Below are 15,955 nucleotides of genomic sequence, written 5' to 3' on the forward strand. Positions count from 1 at the left end.
AGAAGTGTATAAGAGACAGCTGCAAGCTCGCCTCGCCGCCCGACGCCAGCGCCCAGCGGCGCAGGCCCTGCGCGATGATCACCGGCACCACGATGTACAGCACCACCGACAGCACCAGCGTGTCCCACGGCACGGTGATCGCCGACAGGCCGAGCAGGAGGCCGACGATCGGCGCGAACGCGAACACCATGATGGTGTCGTTGAGCGCGACCTGGCTCAGGGTGAAATGCGGCTCGCCCTTGGTCAGGTTCGACCACACGAACACCATCGCGGTGCACGGCGCCGCCGCCAGGATGATCAGGCCGGCGATGTAGGAGTTGATCTGGTCCGCCGGCAGATAGGATCTGAACAGGTAGCCGACGAACAGCCACGCCAGCGCCGCCATCGAAAACGGCTTCACCGCCCAGTTGATGAACAGCGTCACGCCGATGCCGCGCCAGTGCTCGCGCACCTGGCCCAAGGCGGCGAAGTCGATCCGCACCAGCATCGGAATGATCATCAGCCAGATCAGCGCCGCTACCGGCAGATTGACCTTGGCGATCTCCGCCGCCCCGATCACCTGAAACGCCCCCGGCATCAGATGCCCGAGCGCGATGCCGACGACGATACACAGCGCGACCCACAGGGTGAGATAGCGTTCGAAGGTGGACATGGAATGATCTCTAACCCGTTCTCTGGACTCTTTTGTCGAATGATCTGTTGGCCGCTCCGCCCACCAAACTAACAAACGTCATCCCCGCGTAGGCGGGGATCCAGTATCCCAGAACGCCAGCTATCCAGCGCTTACGTCGCCGCGCGAACGCAGCGGCGCTCTGGAATACTAGGTCGCCCGGTCGAGCCGGGCGATGACGGCGGTGCGGGTGGTAACGCTTGGCTTCATCTCCACCCCAAAGCACAACTACGCCGTCGCCACGCGCCGGCCGCTGGCATCGGTCACCAGTTCGCCGTCTTCCTTGGTGAACTGGCCGCGCTGCGGCGGCAGCAGGTCGATGACCTGTTCGGACGGCCGGCACAGCCGCACGCCCTTCGGCGTCACCACCAGCGGCCGGTTGATCAGGATCGGATGCGCCATCACCGCCGCCATCAGATCCTCGTAGCTCAGTGCCGGATCGTCCAGCTTCAGTTCGTGATACGGCGTGCCCTTCTCGCGCAGCAACTGCCGCAGCGTCAGCCCGGCGCGGACAATCAACTGTTCGAGCATCGCCCGGCTCGGCGGGCACTTCAGATACTCGATGACGTGCGGCTCGATCCCGGCGTTGCGGATCAGGCCGAGGGTGTTGCGCGAGGTGCCGCAGTCGGGGTTGTGATAGATGACGACGTCCATCACGCGACCTCCGGCCGGCCGTGACTGGCGCCAGCGGACTGGCCGATCTCGCGCAGCTTGGCGCCGAGCGCGACGCCGTCGAGCCGCTTGATCGGCAGCGCGGTGAAGGCGCCGATCCGGTTCTTCAGGAAGCGGAACGCCTGCACGAAGGCGCGCTCCTTTTCGAGATCGATGCCTTCGACCGCGGCGGGATCATCGATCCCCCAATGCGCGGTCATCGGCTGGCCGGGCCACACCGGACAGGCCTCGCCGGCGGCGTTGTCGCAGACGGTGAACACGAAATCCATCACCGGGGCGTCGGCGGCGGCGAACTCCTGCCAGCTCTTGGAGCGCAGCCCCTCGGTCGGGTAGTTGCCGTCCGCCAGCACTTTCAGCGCGAACGGATTGACCACGCCTTTCGGCTGGCTGCCGGCGGAGAAGGCGTTGAACCGGCCGCCGCCGTCCTTACGCAGAATGCTCTCGGCCATGATCGAGCGGGCGGTGTTGCCGGTGCAGAGAAACAGCACGTTGAAGATGCGATCAGACATCGACGGTCTCTTTCGAAGGACAACAGGGGGTCAGGTCGGCGATCAGCGGGGCACAGATGTCGCTGCGGCCGTCGCAGCAATCCATCAGCATGAACAGCATCAGGGCTCGGAACCGCGCCAGATCGGCGCGGTACACGATCGAGCGGCTGTGCCGCTCCGAGGTCACCAGGCCGGCGCGGCTCAACACGCCGAGATGCACCGACATGGTGTTGGCCGGCACCCCCACCGCCTTGGCGAGATCGCCGGCGGCGACGCCATCCGGCTCGCACCGGACCAGCAGCCGGAACACCGCGAGGCGGGTTTCCTGCGACAGGGCCGACAGAGCATCGAGGGCTGCATTTGCTTCCATAATTCATGAATAATGGAAGTATCAGCACCAGTCAAGTCCTGTCTCCGCCGCCGCTCAGCTCGACAGCCACGCCGCGATGCTCTCGGCCTTCGGCAACCCGCCGGCATGCACTACCTTGCCGTCCACCACCACGCCCGGCGTCGAGGCGATGCCGAATTTGGCGATCTCGGCGTAGTCGGTGACCTTCTCCAGCCGGATCGGCACGCCGAGGCGGTCCGCCTCGCCCTGCACCAGAGCGGCGGTTTCGATGCAGCGCTTGCAGCCCGAACCAAGCACCTTGACATCCTTCATGACCTTCTCCTTCAGCCGAACAGGAAATTGAACAGATAGCCGACCGTCAGGATGCCGAGGCCGACCACGGCCACGAACACGGCGATCAACCGGACGTTGAGCACCTTGCGCAGGATGATCAGCTCCGGCGCCGACAGCGCGGTAACGCTCATCATGAACGCCAGGGTGGTGCCGAGCGCTGCCCCCTTGCCGAGCAGCGCCTCGACCACCGGGACGATCCCGGCGGCGTTGGAATACATCGGAATGCCGATCGCCACCGCGGCCGGCACCGACCACCACGCCTCGCGTCCCATGATCCCGGCGAGCAGACCTTCCGGCACCCAGCCGTGAATGCCGGCGCCGATCGCGATGCCGGCGATGATCCACGGCCACACCCGCCCGACGATGTCGCGCACCGCCTCGACCCCGGCGTCGATCCGGTCCGACACGCTGAGGCGCTCGGCTTCGAGCGGCGCCGCTTCGGTGCGCAGTGCCCGCACCCAGTCCTCCAGCCAGGCTTCGAGATGCAGCCGGCCGATCACCATGCCGGCGACGATCGCGACCGCGAGGCCGAGCAGCAGATACAGCAGCGCCACCTTCCAGCCGAGCAGCGCCAGCAGCAGCCCGAGCGCGACCTCGTTGACAAGGGGCGCGGAGATCAGGAACGAGAACGTCGCCCCGAGCGGCACGCCGGCGCTGACGAAGCCGATGAACAGCGGCACCGCCGAGCACGAGCAGAACGGCGTCAGCACGCCGAGCCCGGCAGCGGCGACATTGCCGACGCCTTCGCGCCGCCCGGCGAGCAGCGCGCGGGTGCGTTCAGGCGAGAAGAAGCTGCGCACCACGCCCATCGCGAACACGATCAGCGTCAGCAGCATCAGCACCTTGGGAGTGTCGTAGATGAAGAACGCCAGCGCCCGCGCCGAACCGCCGGCCGGATCGAGCGGAAGCTGGCGTACGATCCATTCCGAGGCCGGCGACAGCACCGCGTACACCGCGCCCCATAGTACCACGAGCAGGACGGTGACGATCAGTTTGGTCGTCATCAAGCGAGACTTGCCGGACAGTGCGGTGGTGGTCATGCGGCCCTCGCGCGCCGTTTGCGCCTGAAGGCGAGCGCGGCCTCGACCAGCGCCACCGCTTCGGGCGACAGATTCGGAGAGCGCCGGTAGCGCACCCACTGCGCGTCGCGCCGATCGATGACCAGACCGGCGCTGCGTAGCACCGCCATATGCCGAGACATCCGCGACTGCGTCGCGCCGAGCACGCGCATCAATTCGCAGACGCAGTGCTCCTCGCCGTCCCACAAAAGCCGCAGCGCCGCGAGTCGGGTCGGATCGGCGAGAGCGTTGAGATAACAGAGAGCTTCGGTATCCATTTTCAATAAATGCGCCTATGCGCATAAGCGGTCAAGCACAAATAGCTTGACTGATAATTCGATGATTGTAGAATTATCGAAAATGAGGCCGATCCCATGACCGATACCGCCGATATCGCCCGCTTCGCCGACATGCTCGCCGCGATGGGCACCGAGCCCAGACTCCGGATCATGCGCACGCTGCTGTCGGCGCATCCGGACGGGCTGGTGGTCGGCGAGATCGGCGACGAACTCGGCATCGCTCCGTCGACGCTGTCGCATCATCTCGACAAGCTGAAGAACGAAGGCCTGGTGCAGTCCCGCCGCGAAGGCACCTTCCTGCGCTACACCGCCAACGCCGATGCGCTGCGCGAGCTGCTGGCCTTCCTCTATGCCGAATGCTGCACCCGCTCCCGCGCGGTGCGGGCCGAAGACGTCGTCTGCTGCCCAACGGAGAACCGCAATGCCCACTGACGTGCAAGACGTGAAGGACATCGTCCGCGAGAAATACGCCGGCGCCGCGCTGAAGGTCGCCACCGGCGGCGGCACGTCGTGCTGCGGGTCGTCGGTGCTTCCCGGCGCCAGCCCGATCACCAGCAATCTCTACGACGCCGCCCAGGAACAGGGCCTGCCGGCCGAGGCGATGCTGGCTTCGCTCGGCTGCGGCAACCCGACCGCGCTGGCGCAATTGTCGCCGGGCGAGATCGTGCTCGATCTCGGCTCCGGCGGCGGCATCGACGTGCTGCTGTCGGCGCGCCGGGTCGGCCCGACCGGCAAGGCCTACGGCCTCGACATGACCGACGAGATGCTGGCGCTGGCGCGCGACAATCAGCGCAAGGCTGGGCTCGACAACGTCGAATTCCTCAAGGGCGAGATCGAGGCGATCCCCCTGCCCGACGCTTCGGTCGACGTCATCATCTCGAACTGCGTCATCAACCTGTCGGGCGACAAGGACCGCGTGCTGCGCGAGGCGTTCCGGGTGCTGAAGCCGGGCGGCCGGTTCGCGGTGTCTGACGTGGTGACCCGCGGCGAGATTCCGGAAGCGCTGCGCCGCGACGTGCTGCTGTGGGTCGGCTGCCTCGCCGGCGCCCTCGACGAGTCCGACTACGTCGCCAGGCTGGAAGCCGCCGGCTTCGCGCAGATCTCGATCCAGCCGACCCGCGTCTACGACATCGAGGACGCCCGAGAATTCCTCGCCGGCAAGGGCATCGATGTCGACGCCCTCGCCCCAAAGATGCAGGACAAGTTCTTCAGCGGATTCGTCCGGGCCACCAAGCCCGATGGAAACTCGTCCGCAGGATGCTGCATCTGACGCGGCGTCCTGGCTAACTCATTGCGAGGAGCACCGGGATCGACCCGCACGCCGGCGCATCACCCCTTCTTTGCCAGCCGCTTCTCCACCCTCTTGCGCGCGTTGCCGACCTTCTTGACCGCCTTCTTCACTGCGGGCGCCGAGCGGCCGGTCTTCTTGGCCTCGTAGCGGACTTCGTAGTCCTGGCCGCCGGCGACGCGCGCCCGGTCCTGCTTGCGTCCGCGCGTCGTGGTCTTCTTGGTGGCTTTCTTCGCAGCCATGCTGGCCTCCTGATGTTGCCCCGTGAGCAACGCATTCAGGAATCGCTGGTTCCGAAGACGCGGCGTCGTACCGAATTGAATCGAGCGTGGGTTTGCCGCCCTCGTCATGGCCGGGCATCGTCCCGGCCATCCACGCCTTGCTCGCCGACACGTCTCCAAGACGTGGATGCCCGCGACAAGCGCGGGCATGACGACGTTTGTGCTGCAAGACTCGAGTAACAGCGATGCTTACAGGCTGTCGCCAAAGTCCTCGCGGAATTTCGCCACCAGCTTGTTCTGCCAGTCCGACACCGGCTTGAGCAGGCCGTAGAAGAACCGCAGCACTTCCGGCTCCTCGATGAAGGTCAGGCCCTCGATCAGCTTGCGGTTGGCGTACAGCCAGGCGATGCGGTCGACCGCGTATTTGACCTGCGACAGCGTGAACACGCGGCGCGGCATGGCGAGGCGCACCAGCTCCATATTGGCGTAGATCTCGCTGCCGTCGGGCTCGCGCTGCTCGGACAGCGTGCCGCGCTCCATGCCGCGGATGCCGGAGGCGACGTACAGCGCCGCCGCCAGCGCGCCGGCCGGATATTGCGACTGCGGGATGTGGTCGACGAAGCGCTTGGCGTCGATATGACAACCGAGGCCGCCGGCCGGCGTGATCACCGGAACGCCGCGCTCGACGAGCTGGTCCACCATATAGGCGATGAACTGCGGCCCCTGGTTGATCATCTCCTCGTCCATGGTCTCGTCGAGGCCGACGGTGAGCGCTTCCATCTCGCGCACCGACATGCCGCCATAGGTGAGGAAGCCCTCGTACAGCGGCACCAGCGGCCGCATCTTTTCGTACAGCGCGCGGTCGCGGATGCAGATCCCGCCGCCGCGGGCGCAGCCGAGCTTGCGCGCCGAGAAGTAGATGATGTCGCACAGGTCGGCGGTGCGGCGGGTGATCTCGCGGATCGACAGCGCCTTGCAGTGATCCTCGCGGGTCTTGTTGAAGTACAGATTGTCGGCGAGCAGGCTGGCGTCGAGCACCAGCGGAATGCCGTGCTCCTTGCAGACGTTGCTGACGTCGGCGAGATTCTGCAGCGACACCGGCTGGCCGCCGATCAGGTTGGTGCCGCTCTCCATCCGGACGAAGCCGACATTGGCGGCGCCGACCTTCTCGATCACCGCCCGCAGCTTGGCGATGTCCATGTTGCCTTTGAACGGATTGGCGCTGGTCACTTCGAGCCCGGCATCGGTCACCAGCTCCTCCACCGTGCCGCCCTGCAGCACGATATGCGCCTTGGTGGTGGTGAAGTGATAGTTCATCGGCACGACCTTGCCGGGCGTGACGAACACCTTGGCGAGGATATGCTCGCAGGCGCGGCCCTGATGGGTCGGCAGGAAGTAGTGCATGCCGAAGATCTCGCGCAGCTTGTCTTCGAGCCGGGTGTAGGTGGCACTGCCGGCGTAAGAGTCGTCGGCGGTCAGCATCGCGGCCTGCTGGCGGTCGCTCATCGCGTTGACACCGGAATCCGTCAGCATGTCGAGGAAGACGTCGTCGTTCTTGAGCAGGAAAGTGTTGTTGCCGGCCTCGGTAATCTTCTCCAGCCGGCGCTCGACCGGCGGCAGGCTGAGCTTCTGCACGATCCGCACCTTGTGCATCTCGAGCGGCACCGCCTCGTTGCCGAAAAACTTCACTGTCGCCATGTCGCAAACTCCCCCGACCGTTCTCCCGCACCGCGCGGGGGCCTTGGCTTATCGGGCAGGCGGACTTTCTCAATTGCGCTTGATCAAACGGACGCCGCCCCGCGGAGCCCCGCCGGGGCCGACAGGCGAAACAAATCCCTACTGCGACGAAACCAAATCCACAGCCCGGCGAAAACGTCCGGAAACGGATGCTGGGGTACTGATAGCGCCAACAAGCCGCCGCAAAGGCGCCGAGGCGAACGACCAGAGCACCCACAGGGGGACCGACCATGATCCGTTTTCCGCGAACCAGCCGTGCCGCCGCGGCCGCAATCGTCGCGATCAGCACCATTGCCATCGCCGCGCCCGCCAATGCGGCGCAGCCGCTGCCATTCCCGTTCCTGCCCTTCCTGCCGCAGCCGGCGACGATGCAGCCGCTGGCCTACGCACCGGTCGAACAGACCGCACCGCAGCCCCAGGCCGCGCCTCAGGACGACGGGGAGGCTGCCGCCGAGCTTCCTGCGCGGCTGAAGCGCCAGATCGTTACCTATCCGAGCCGTGAGGCGCCGGGCACCATCATCGTCGATACCCCGAACACCTATCTGTACTACGTGCTCGGTGGCGGTCGCGCGATCCGCTACGGTATTGGGGTCGGCCGCGATGGTTTCACCTGGTCGGGCGTCAAGTCGGTCACCAGGAAGGCGGAGTGGCCGGATTGGACGCCGCCGCCGGAAATGATCGCCCGCCAGCCCTATCTGCCGCGCCACATGGCCGGCGGCCCGGGCAATCCGCTCGGCGCCCGCGCGATGTATCTCGGCGGCTCCATCTATCGCATCCACGGCACCAACGCGCCGTCGACGATCGGCACCCACGTCTCGTCCGGCTGCATCCGGCTGACCAATGAGGACGTCAAGGATCTGTATGCGCGGGTCGGCGTCGGTGCCAAGGTGATCGTGCTGCCCGACAACCGCCGCGCCGCCGATGCCGGCACCGGACGCCGCGGCTGAGTCGTCGCTGCGGTAAGCGATTTCGTTCATTCAAGACGCGCGGTCTCGTCGGAGGCCGCGCGTATCTGCGTCAGGCGTCTATCGCCGCTTACCGCGGAGGTTGTCAGCTAACCGTCAGCACGGCGGAACTATCAGTTTGCCTGACCGCGGCTCATCCTCTCTGTGCGCCGCGACGAAGGAGGACTGTGATGGACAAGCCGATCGACGCCGCGGCCCTATTGACGCGCCGGCGCCTGCTCGCAATCGCCGGCCTGACGCTGGCAGCGACCTGCACTGCCACCACGACCGGCCGGGCGGAGCCGTCAGCCGGGTGTTCGGAGATGATCCCGCGAAAATCATCGCAGCAGGACGCCCGCTTCGTCGCGACCGCGACCTCCGGGCGGCGCTGCGGCTCCTGCCGGTTCTATCGGGCGCCGGACCAGTGCCTGGTGGTCGAAGGGCCGGTCAGCGCGGAGTCGGTGTGCAATCTTTGGGCACAACGCGGCGGCGCACTGGGCTGCGAGCCCGACGGGCCCATTCGGCTGTAATGTTCGGCAACACCCCGCCGCATCCGGGGCGCCGTTACCGGCGATATCGCGGCGGTTCGCAGGCCTTTCCACGGCCTGGCGGCCAACGCATCTGGCGCCGCTGGCGCCCCCCGCCCCCGGCCTGTATTGTCCCGGCCGTTCCGCCCCGGGGTATCGATGCGTTTCGTCAAGTTTGGATTGGTAGCACTCGCGATCGTCGCGATCTCTTTCACTGTCACGCTGAAGGCGTTCGACTGGCTGGCGCCGCGCGCCATCTCGCCACCGAGCCTGCAGGCGCTGCCGCCACTGCCGCCGATCCGGCAGTCGACCGTGGTGGTGCCGGTATCGGTGCCGCTCGGCACCATCCGCGATCTGGTCGATGCGGTCGCACCGCGCAGCTTCTCCGGCAAAGCCGACAACCCGCTGTCCCAGTATGTGCAGAACGCAGATATCCACTGGACCGCGACGCGCGGCGCGGTGACGGTGCGCGGCGCCAGGGATCAGCTCACGATCACCTCGCCACTCAACGGCACGGTGAATGCCAAAGGCTCGCTGTCCGCCAGCACCCAATCCAAAGTCGACGACACGCTCGGCCGGCTGCTCGGCACTAAGGTCGCCAAGCAGATCGGGGTCAACATCAAGTCGTTCAATGCCAATGGCGACATCAAGGGTACGATCGCGATCAGCGCCAGGCCGGAGGTGCTGCCGAACTGGCACGTCGATCCGCATCTCGACGCCGAAGTGGTGCTGTCGGATTCCGGCGTGTCGGTCGGCGGCGTCCGCATCGACGTGCCGCAGCAGGTCAAGCCGGTGATCGACAAGGCGATCGCCGACCAGCTCGGCCGGCTGGAGCGGCAGATCCGCGACGACAGCGCGCTGGAGCGCAGCGCGCGCCGCGAATGGGACCGGCTGTGCCGCTCGGTGCCGCTGCAAGGCACCGGCGTGCCGAACGGCTTCTTCCTGGAGATCCGCCCGACCCGGGCGCTGGCGGCGCAACCGCAGGTCGACGCCTCGGCGGCGACACTGACGCTGGGCATCGTCGCCGACACCCGCATCACCGCCGGCCCCACCAAGCCGCAATGCCCGTTCCCGGCTGCGCTGCAGATGGTCGCGCCGGACACCGCGGGCGTCAAAGTCGCGGTGCCGATCGACATCCCGTTCCAGGAGCTCGACCGCATTCTCGAAGCGCAATTCGTCGGCAAGACCTTCCCGGAAGGCGACAGCCGCGCCGCGATCACGGTGAAGCGTGCCAAGCTCGCCGCCAGCGGCGACCGGCTGCTGATCTCGCTGCTGGTCGACGCCAAGGAGAACCGCAGCTTCTTCGGCTTCGGCACCGAGGCGACGCTGCACATCTGGGGCCGTCCGACGCTCGACCAGGAAGAGCAGACCTTGCGGCTGTCGGACATCCAGCTCGCGGTCGAATCCGAAGCCGCGTTCGGGCTGCTCGGCGACACCGCCCGCGCCGCGGTGCCGTATCTGGAAAGGGCGATCGCCGACAAGGCGGTGATCGACCTGAAGCCGGAATCGTCCAACGTGCAGCGCCGGATCGGCAACATGATCGCCAGCTATCAGCGCAACGAGGACGGCATGAGAATTTCCTCGGAGATCTCCAGCCTGCGGCTGTCGGACCTGGTGTTCGATTCGAACATGCTGCGGATCACCGCCGAGGCTAACGGCATCCTCGAAGTCAAGGTGACCCGGCTCAAACCACCGGAGCTGCCGCAGCCGGCACCGCGCTGATCCAGCATCGTGAAGCGGCTCAGTTCGCTGCAATCGAACGATGACGCGCACTTACCCACGCGCACGAACGCCGCCGGCAAAACCGGCGGCGTTCGCGTGACGAGGCTTTCAGCCTGCGTCGTTTACCTCGAATACTTGAACTCGGGCATCGCGGTGAGCTGATCCTTGGTGGCGTTCAGCACGGCGTGGTCCGGATACCAGCGATCCGCGTTGCTCGCCGTGGCCGACGTCGAGCCCGCCGCACCGGTGGTGGTGCCGGCCGGAGACGCGGTCGAGGTGGCCGAGCCGGCCGGAGCGGTCTGGGTATTGGCCGCAGTGTTCGACGAGACCGGGGTGTTCACCCACTGCAACTTGTCGAACGCCACGGCGACGTCGCGCTGGCCGACGCCGAGGAAGCCGCCGACGCCGATCACCACGCCCTGGATACGCCCCTGATTGTCGATCAGCAGTTCGCTGATGTCGCCGAGCTTCTCGTTGCCCTGGTTGTACACGTTGACGCCCATCAGCTTCGACGCGCGCCACTGCCCCATGTGCTGCTGCGAGGCGCCGGTGGCCGCGGCCGACGGCTTGGCCATGGTGTTGGTGTTGTCGGCCGGCGCCGGATTCTGCGCGTAAGCGGCGGTGGCGAGCAGCGTGGTGCCCAGCAGGCCGGCGATCATCGTCTTGGCTTTCATCGGATTGCCCTCTTGTTGTGAATGGTGTCTACAGAACCGCGGACACCACACTGCGTTCCCGCAATCGAACTGTTTTTTCGCGCACCGCCGCGTACCAATCGATTAGTTCGCAGCGGCGCCGGGTTCCCTCATGGCCGGGTTCCCGGACAATCCTGCGTAGACCGATGCGTCGCAACGACGCGCGTCGCCAAGCGTCCGCCTCAAAGAGAAAGCGCACCTCCTCCGCGGACGGAAGAGATGCGCTTGAACCGACGGCGTCACACAGTCGGGTAGATCCAATTGGTCGCAGGTCAGACCTGGTAGTTGATCAGCAGCGCCGAAAACGAGGAGGAACTGGTCGCGTTGCCGCTGGCGCCGTAGCTGCTCGCGGTCGACGACGATTGCTGCTCCTGCAGCAGCTTGAGGAACTCCTTCAGCACCTCGCTGACGTCGGAGCTCGATGACGACGAGCTGCTCGACGAGACCGAGGACACCGAACCGGAGGAATCGTCGGGCGGTGGCGGTGGCGGTGGCGGCGGTCCGCCAGCGCCGCCGGCCGCACCGCCGGCGAAGGTGTTCTGGAACAGGCTCTGCAATTCGGCGGCCTGATCGGAGGTCAGCGTACCGTTGGAGACTTCGGTCGCGATCAGGTCGTCGATCTTGGACTTCATGTCGCTCGGCGGCGAGCCGGCACTGCCGCTGGCGCGGCTGCTCTGTAACGCCGTATCGATGTCCTGCAGCGCCGTCGACAATGCGTCCGCATCGGTCGAATTGACGGTGCCGGCGGAGACTTCGGAGGCGAGCTCCTTCTGGAGCATCTGAAGCGGGGACAGATAGCTGCCGGAGGCAGCGGAGGAGATGGAGGTCATGAGAAACTCCAGGCTTTGATCACGACCGACGCTATGGTTAATCAATTAACGAGATATTCCGGCGCCCCGCCCGGTTGGTTGCGGGATTTTGCGGACTGGCGTTCAGAAACAAACTGAAACAAGATTCTTCGGCAAGCCGCCCCGAAACATCGCAAAACCCCGGCATGAGCAGCACACCGCCATCCATTCTCGTGGTCGAGGACGATCGCGAGACCCGCGCGCTGATCGCGAAGTATCTGCGCAGCAACAACTGCAACGTCGCCACCGCCGCCGACGGCCGCGAGATGGAGCGCTGGATCGCCGACCATCGGGTCGATCTCGTCGTGCTCGACGTGATGCTGCCGGGCGAGGACGGCCTCAGCCTGTGCCGCAAGATCCGCGCGAATTCGCAATTGCCGATCATCATGCTGACGGCGCGCGGCGACGATGTCGACCGCATCCTCGGCCTGGAGATGGGCGCCGACGACTACCTGCCGAAGCCGTTCAATCCGCGCGAACTGCTGGCGCGGATCCGCTCGGTGCTGCGCCGTCAGGCCAGCGCGGTCACCGCCAGCGCGGCGCCCGGCGCCACCACGCTCGGCTTTCTCGGTTGGCGGATGGACTGCCGGCGTCGCGAGTTGCGCAATCCCGACGGCGCGCTGGTGGCGATGACCAGCGCCGAATTCGATCTGCTGCAGGCGCTGTGCGAACGCGCCGGCCGGGTGCTGTCGCGCGAGGCCCTGCTCGATCTCACCCACGGCCGCAACGTCGGCGCCTTCGAGCGCTCGATCGACGTGCTGATCAGCCGGATCCGGCGCAAAATCGAGCCTGATCCGCGCGAGGCGACGCTGATCAAAACGGTGCGGGCCGGCGGCTACGTGTTCACTCCGATGGTCGAATCGACATGAGCGCGCCCAGGCGGCTGGCGGCACTCAAATTCGGTCTCGGGCTCGAGGGCGTTCGCGGCCAGATCGCCATTCTGGTGCTGGCGTCGATCATCGCCAGCCACCTGATCATCGCGGTGGTGTTCTTCGTCAACCGGCCGGACCGGCCGATGCCCTCGCCGGCCGAGCCGCAGCAACTGCACGCGCTGGCGCAACTGATCGGGCGCAGCGCCGCGGCGGACCGGCCGCAACTGATCGCCACCATCGCCGCCGCCTTTCCCCGGCTCGAGCTCACCGCCGCAGCGTCGCCGCCCGCCGATGCCGACGAGCGGCAATGGCCGCCGCACGACATCGCCGAACTGGGCTGGCGGCTCGGCCCGAACTACCGGGTCGCCTCGCTCGGGGACGGCAAGGTGGTGATCACCCTGCCCGACGGCGCCGCAATCGGCGCCCGGATGCCGCCGGAGCGGCGCCGGCCGCCATGGGGCAACCCGTGGATGGCCTCGCTGCTGATCGGCGTGGTCAGCCTGGCGCTGCTCGGGCTGTGGGCGGCCCGCACCCTGGCGGCGCCGCTGTCGAGCTTCGCCGCGGCGGCGGAGAATTTCAGCCTGGACAGTTCGGACGCGCCGCTGCCCGAGCGCGGCCCCGCCGAGATCCGCTCGCTGGCGCGGGCGCTGAACCGGATGCGCGGGCGCATCACCACGTTGATCGAGGATCGCACCCGGATGCTGGCGGCGATCAGCCACGATCTGCGCACCCCGATCACCCGGATGCGGCTGCGCGCCGAATTCATCGAGGACGAACACCAGCGCACCCAGACGCTGCACGACCTCGACCAGATGGGCACGATGCTGACGGCCGTGCTGACCTTCCTGCGCGACGGCGCCACCCGCGACGCGCCGACCCTGATCGATCTCGCCAGCGCGATGCAACTGATCGCCGACCAGTTTACCGACATCGGCGCCAAGGTCGCGTATCAGGGCCCCGAGCACGCGATGGCGATGGCGCGGCCCGGCGATCTGCATCGCGCGGTGACGAACCTGGTCGAGAACGCGGTGCGGTTCGGCACCGAGGTGACGATCCGGCTGGCGCTGACGCAGGATACGATCACCATCGAAGTCGAGGACGACGGGCCGGGTATCGCCGACGCCGACAAGGACAGCGCGCTGCAGCCGTTCGTGCGCGGCGACGACGCCCGCAACATGGACGACAATTCCTCGTTCGGGCTCGGCCTGTCGATCGCCCGTGCGATCGCCCGCGGTCATCGCGGCGAGCTGTCGCTGCACAACCGCACGCCGAACGGCCTGACCGCCCGTATCACCCTGCCTCGCCAGAAGCCGGACCGCAGCGCCGCGTGACGGCGGCTGCACGGCGAATCGTTCCAATTCCGCGGGCGGACGGGCGGCGCGCAGCCCTGCACCAAAGGCACGTTGACAGCGGGATTCATCCGCCTACATTGAGCCCGTTCCGAGGGGGGCTCCGACGAGGAGCTGAGATACCGCACGCTCGCCGCTTCGATTCGCGAGGCACAGAGACCGCGGTGACCCTTTGAACCTGATCCGGGTCATGCCGGCGAAGGGACAGGGATGCATCAGACAGTCGAAGGCCGTGGCGGGGCCGAATCCGCCAATCTTTCCGCTTTGGCTTCGGTAGCTTCGGCTTCAGTATCTTCGGCGTTGACCGCCGCAGCGCTGCGCAGCGAGAAGCCGGACCTGCGCAAGGACGCGCCGGTATCGGTGATCGGCGCCGGCATCGCCGGTGCCTGGCAGGCGCTGCTGCTGGCGCGCGCCGGCCGCAAGGTCAGTCTGTACGAGCGCGGCGACAACGAGATGACACAGGCCACCAGCCATTGGGCGGGCGGCATGCTGGCGCCGTATTGCGAGGCCGAGGGCGCCGAGCCGATGGTCAGCCAGATCGGGATGCGCTCGCTCGAGATGTGGCGCAAGGAATTCCCGGACGCGGTGTTCAACGGCTCGCTGGTGGTGGCGCATCCGCGCGACCGCGCCGATTTCGAGCGCTTCGCCAAGATGACCACCGGTCATCAGCGCGTCGACGCCGACGGCATCGCCGAGCTGGAGCCGGCGCTGGCCGGCCGGTTCCGCGAAGGCCTGTTCTTCCCCGACGAAGGCCATGTCGAGCCGCGGCTGGTGCTGGCGCGCCTGCACGAGCGGCTGATCGAGGCCGGCGGCAGCATCCATTTCGAATCGGAAATGACGCCGGAAGATCTGGGTGGCCTGGTGATCGATTGCCGCGGCCTCGCGGCCCGCGACAAGGCGCCGGAGCTGCGCGGCGTCAAGGGCGAGATGGTGGTGATCAAGACCGCCGAGGTGCAATTGTCGCGCCCGGTGCGGCTGATGCACCCGCGCTGGCCGCTCTACGTCATCCCGCGCCAGAACAATCACTTCATGCTGGGCGCCACCACCGTCGAGAGCGAAGACGAGCTGGTGATGGTGCGCTCGGCGCTGGAACTGCTCAGCGCTGCTTACGCGGTGCATCCGGCGTTCGGCGAAGCCCATATCGTGGAACTCGGTGCCGGGCTGCGCCCCGCGTTCCCCGACAACCTGCCGCGGATCGCCATCGGCAACCGCCGCGTCGCCACCAACGGCCTGTATCGCCACGGGTTCCTGATGGCGCCGTCGCTGGCCGAGAAGGTGGTGGCCTATGTCGAGCGCGGCGAAATCGACAATCAGGTAATGCGATGCTTGTGACCATCAACGGCGAACAGCGCGAGATCCAGTCCGCCAGCGTCGCGGCGCTGATGGCCGAGCTCGACTGCACCGGCGGCCACTTCGCCGTCGCGCTCAACTACGACGTCGTCCCCCGCGGCAAATGGGACGAGACGCCCGTCACTGCCGGCGACGAAATCGAGATCCTGACGCCGCGGCAAGGGGGATGAGGATGGCCTCGCAGCGTCGCAGCAAAGCACCGCGCCTGCCCCACCCCCCGCCGTCATCGCCCGGCTCGACCGGGCGACCCAGTATCCCAGAGCGCCGGCGTTCAGCCGCGAACGCTCTGGAATACTGGATCCCCGCCTTCGCGGGGATGACGACTGTGGTGGGGATGAGGATGGCGGTGATACACGCCACGCGCCGCAGCGCCTCCGCTCCCCTCCCCCTTGCGGGGAGGGGTCGGGGGTGGGGGGCCGCGAGTCGCAGCGCTGCTACTCACCTCTCCCCGCGCGCGGGGAGAGGTCGAATGCTGAGCGCAGCGAAGCGTTCGGGTGAGGGGGCGCCTCCGCGGAGCCGAGAGGCTCGAACTCGCC

20 protein-coding genes and 1 riboswitch are annotated in these 15,955 nt (G+C 67.1%); of the genes, 9 read left to right on the forward strand and 11 right to left on the reverse strand.

Features of this window, described 5'->3' with window-relative positions:
• The 7 genes from DU475_RS18785 to DU475_RS18815 all read right to left on the reverse strand — a co-directional run.
• A partial coding sequence (locus tag DU475_RS18785; protein ID WP_205524461.1) for an arsenic resistance protein occupies positions 1-652 on the reverse strand: 652 nt, incomplete at its 3' end.
• Positions 653-898: 246 nt separating this feature from the next.
• Positions 899-1,324 (reverse strand): arsenate reductase (glutaredoxin), encoded by a 426-nt coding sequence (arsC, locus tag DU475_RS18790; RefSeq protein WP_013501558.1) that lies wholly within the window; start codon positions 1,322-1,324, stop codon positions 899-901.
• The gene (locus DU475_RS18795) at positions 1,324-1,851 is read right to left on the reverse strand and encodes an arsenate reductase ArsC (protein ID WP_013501557.1); all 528 of its coding nucleotides are present in this window, start codon (positions 1,849-1,851) and stop codon (positions 1,324-1,326) included. The genes arsC and DU475_RS18795 overlap by 1 nt, the downstream gene beginning before the upstream one ends.
• The gene (locus DU475_RS18800; RefSeq protein ID WP_013501556.1) at positions 1,844-2,200 is read right to left on the reverse strand and encodes an ArsR/SmtB family transcription factor; all 357 of its coding nucleotides are present in this window, start codon (positions 2,198-2,200) and stop codon (positions 1,844-1,846) included. Before DU475_RS18800 ends, DU475_RS18795 begins: the two co-directional genes overlap by 8 nt.
• Positions 2,201-2,254: 54 nt before the next feature.
• A complete protein-coding gene (locus DU475_RS18805; protein ID WP_011159097.1) occupies positions 2,255-2,491 on the reverse strand; it encodes a thioredoxin family protein in 237 nt (78 codons plus the stop codon).
• A gap of 11 nt (positions 2,492-2,502) precedes the next feature.
• Positions 2,503-3,552, reverse strand: a complete 1,050-nt coding sequence (locus tag DU475_RS18810; protein ID WP_164632987.1) for a permease — start codon at positions 3,550-3,552, stop codon at positions 2,503-2,505.
• Positions 3,549-3,848 carry an ArsR/SmtB family transcription factor gene (locus DU475_RS18815; RefSeq protein WP_164632988.1) on the reverse strand — a complete coding sequence of 100 codons (300 nt, stop codon included), beginning with the start codon at positions 3,846-3,848 and terminating at the stop codon, positions 3,549-3,551. Before DU475_RS18815 ends, DU475_RS18810 begins: the two co-directional genes overlap by 4 nt.
• A gap of 96 nt (positions 3,849-3,944) precedes the next feature.
• Between DU475_RS18815 and DU475_RS18820 the strand changes: the two genes are divergently transcribed.
• Together DU475_RS18820 and DU475_RS18825 are read left to right on the forward strand one after the other, a co-directional pair.
• Positions 3,945-4,301 (forward strand): ArsR/SmtB family transcription factor, encoded by a 357-nt coding sequence (locus tag DU475_RS18820; RefSeq protein ID WP_011159101.1) that lies wholly within the window; start codon positions 3,945-3,947, stop codon positions 4,299-4,301.
• Positions 4,291-5,139 (forward strand): arsenite methyltransferase, encoded by an 849-nt coding sequence (locus tag DU475_RS18825; protein WP_164632989.1) that lies wholly within the window; start codon positions 4,291-4,293, stop codon positions 5,137-5,139. The genes DU475_RS18820 and DU475_RS18825 overlap by 11 nt, the downstream gene beginning before the upstream one ends.
• 59 nt (positions 5,140-5,198) lie before the next feature.
• Here DU475_RS18825 and DU475_RS18830 read toward each other — a convergent pair whose 3' ends face one another.
• Together DU475_RS18830 and DU475_RS18835 are read right to left on the reverse strand one after the other, a co-directional pair.
• Positions 5,199-5,399, reverse strand: coding sequence for a DUF3606 domain-containing protein (locus tag DU475_RS18830; protein WP_164632990.1), 201 nt, complete (start codon positions 5,397-5,399; stop codon positions 5,199-5,201).
• A 228-nt stretch (positions 5,400-5,627) separates the two neighbouring features.
• A complete protein-coding gene (locus DU475_RS18835) occupies positions 5,628-7,076 on the reverse strand; it encodes a tryptophanase (RefSeq protein WP_164632991.1) in 1,449 nt (482 codons plus the stop codon).
• A gap of 269 nt (positions 7,077-7,345) precedes the next feature.
• On the opposite strand from DU475_RS18835, the gene DU475_RS18840 reads away from it, so the two are divergent.
• The 3 genes from DU475_RS18840 to DU475_RS18850 all read left to right on the forward strand — a co-directional run bounded on the left by DU475_RS18840 (position 7,346) and on the right by DU475_RS18850 (position 10,308).
• Positions 7,346-8,062, forward strand: coding sequence for a L,D-transpeptidase (locus DU475_RS18840; RefSeq protein WP_047308038.1), 717 nt, complete (start codon positions 7,346-7,348; stop codon positions 8,060-8,062).
• Between the two features lie 188 nt (positions 8,063-8,250).
• A complete protein-coding gene (locus tag DU475_RS18845; RefSeq protein ID WP_164632992.1) occupies positions 8,251-8,589 on the forward strand; it encodes a hypothetical protein in 339 nt (112 codons plus the stop codon).
• A gap of 156 nt (positions 8,590-8,745) precedes the next feature.
• On the forward strand, positions 8,746-10,308 hold the full coding sequence (locus DU475_RS18850; RefSeq protein ID WP_164632993.1) for a DUF4403 family protein: 1,563 nt from the start codon (positions 8,746-8,748) through the stop codon (positions 10,306-10,308).
• Positions 10,309-10,430: 122 nt separating this feature from the next.
• Here DU475_RS18850 and DU475_RS18855 read toward each other — a convergent pair whose 3' ends face one another.
• Together DU475_RS18855 and DU475_RS18860 are read right to left on the reverse strand one after the other, a co-directional pair.
• On the reverse strand, positions 10,431-10,982 hold the full coding sequence (locus DU475_RS18855) for a PRC-barrel domain-containing protein (protein WP_013501546.1): 552 nt from the start codon (positions 10,980-10,982) through the stop codon (positions 10,431-10,433).
• A gap of 290 nt (positions 10,983-11,272) precedes the next feature.
• Positions 11,273-11,830 carry a hypothetical protein gene (locus DU475_RS18860; RefSeq protein WP_164632994.1) on the reverse strand — a complete coding sequence of 186 codons (558 nt, stop codon included), beginning with the start codon at positions 11,828-11,830 and terminating at the stop codon, positions 11,273-11,275.
• 164 nt (positions 11,831-11,994) lie between these two features.
• On the opposite strand from DU475_RS18860, the gene DU475_RS18865 reads away from it, so the two are divergent.
• The 4 genes from DU475_RS18865 to thiS all read left to right on the forward strand — a co-directional run bounded on the left by DU475_RS18865 (position 11,995) and on the right by thiS (position 15,589).
• Positions 11,995-12,717, forward strand: a complete 723-nt coding sequence (locus DU475_RS18865) for a response regulator (RefSeq protein WP_047308035.1) — start codon at positions 11,995-11,997, stop codon at positions 12,715-12,717.
• Positions 12,714-14,051, forward strand: coding sequence for an ATP-binding protein (locus DU475_RS18870; protein ID WP_164632995.1), 1,338 nt, complete (start codon positions 12,714-12,716; stop codon positions 14,049-14,051). Before DU475_RS18865 ends, DU475_RS18870 begins: the two co-directional genes overlap by 4 nt.
• Positions 14,052-14,153: 102 nt before the next feature.
• Positions 14,154-14,291: riboswitch (TPP riboswitch) on the forward strand.
• The gene (locus DU475_RS18875) at positions 14,280-15,401 is read left to right on the forward strand and encodes an FAD-dependent oxidoreductase (RefSeq protein WP_246700364.1); all 1,122 of its coding nucleotides are present in this window, start codon (positions 14,280-14,282) and stop codon (positions 15,399-15,401) included. (Overlaps the previous riboswitch by 12 nt.)
• The gene (gene thiS, locus DU475_RS18880; protein WP_047308032.1) at positions 15,392-15,589 is read left to right on the forward strand and encodes a sulfur carrier protein ThiS; all 198 of its coding nucleotides are present in this window, start codon (positions 15,392-15,394) and stop codon (positions 15,587-15,589) included. The genes DU475_RS18875 and thiS overlap by 10 nt, the downstream gene beginning before the upstream one ends.
• The last annotated feature ends 366 nt before the right edge of the window (positions 15,590-15,955 follow it).

The organism is Rhodopseudomonas sp. WA056, from assembly GCF_010906995.1.
Lineage (GTDB): Bacteria > Pseudomonadota > Alphaproteobacteria > Rhizobiales > Xanthobacteraceae > Rhodopseudomonas > Rhodopseudomonas palustris_G.

Coding starts and splice junctions, on each gene's coding strand:
- arsC (WP_013501558.1), bottom strand. CDS start 1,324: ATGGACGTCGTCATCTATCACAACCCCGACTGCGGCACCTCGCGCAAC.
- DU475_RS18795 (WP_013501557.1), bottom strand. CDS start 1,851: ATGTCTGATCGCATCTTCAACGTGCTGTTTCTCTGCACCGGCAACACC.
- DU475_RS18800 (WP_013501556.1), bottom strand. CDS start 2,200: ATGGAAGCAAATGCAGCCCTCGATGCTCTGTCGGCCCTGTCGCAGGAA.
- DU475_RS18805 (WP_011159097.1), bottom strand. CDS start 2,491: ATGAAGGATGTCAAGGTGCTTGGTTCGGGCTGCAAGCGCTGCATCGAA.
- DU475_RS18810 (WP_164632987.1), bottom strand. CDS start 3,552: ATGACCACCACCGCACTGTCCGGCAAGTCTCGCTTGATGACGACCAAA.
- DU475_RS18815 (WP_164632988.1), bottom strand. CDS start 3,848: ATGGATACCGAAGCTCTCTGTTATCTCAACGCTCTCGCCGATCCGACC.
- DU475_RS18820 (WP_011159101.1), top strand. CDS start 3,945: ATGACCGATACCGCCGATATCGCCCGCTTCGCCGACATGCTCGCCGCG.
- DU475_RS18825 (WP_164632989.1), top strand. CDS start 4,291: ATGCCCACTGACGTGCAAGACGTGAAGGACATCGTCCGCGAGAAATAC.
- DU475_RS18830 (WP_164632990.1), bottom strand. CDS start 5,399: ATGGCTGCGAAGAAAGCCACCAAGAAGACCACGACGCGCGGACGCAAG.
- DU475_RS18835 (WP_164632991.1), bottom strand. CDS start 7,076: ATGGCGACAGTGAAGTTTTTCGGCAACGAGGCGGTGCCGCTCGAGATG.
- DU475_RS18840 (WP_047308038.1), top strand. CDS start 7,346: ATGATCCGTTTTCCGCGAACCAGCCGTGCCGCCGCGGCCGCAATCGTC.
- DU475_RS18845 (WP_164632992.1), top strand. CDS start 8,251: ATGGACAAGCCGATCGACGCCGCGGCCCTATTGACGCGCCGGCGCCTG.
- DU475_RS18850 (WP_164632993.1), top strand. CDS start 8,746: ATGCGTTTCGTCAAGTTTGGATTGGTAGCACTCGCGATCGTCGCGATC.
- DU475_RS18855 (WP_013501546.1), bottom strand. CDS start 10,982: ATGAAAGCCAAGACGATGATCGCCGGCCTGCTGGGCACCACGCTGCTC.
- DU475_RS18860 (WP_164632994.1), bottom strand. CDS start 11,830: ATGACCTCCATCTCCTCCGCTGCCTCCGGCAGCTATCTGTCCCCGCTT.
- DU475_RS18865 (WP_047308035.1), top strand. CDS start 11,995: ATGAGCAGCACACCGCCATCCATTCTCGTGGTCGAGGACGATCGCGAG.
- DU475_RS18870 (WP_164632995.1), top strand. CDS start 12,714: ATGAGCGCGCCCAGGCGGCTGGCGGCACTCAAATTCGGTCTCGGGCTC.
- DU475_RS18875 (WP_246700364.1), top strand. CDS start 14,280: ATGCATCAGACAGTCGAAGGCCGTGGCGGGGCCGAATCCGCCAATCTT.
- thiS (WP_047308032.1), top strand. CDS start 15,392: ATGCTTGTGACCATCAACGGCGAACAGCGCGAGATCCAGTCCGCCAGC.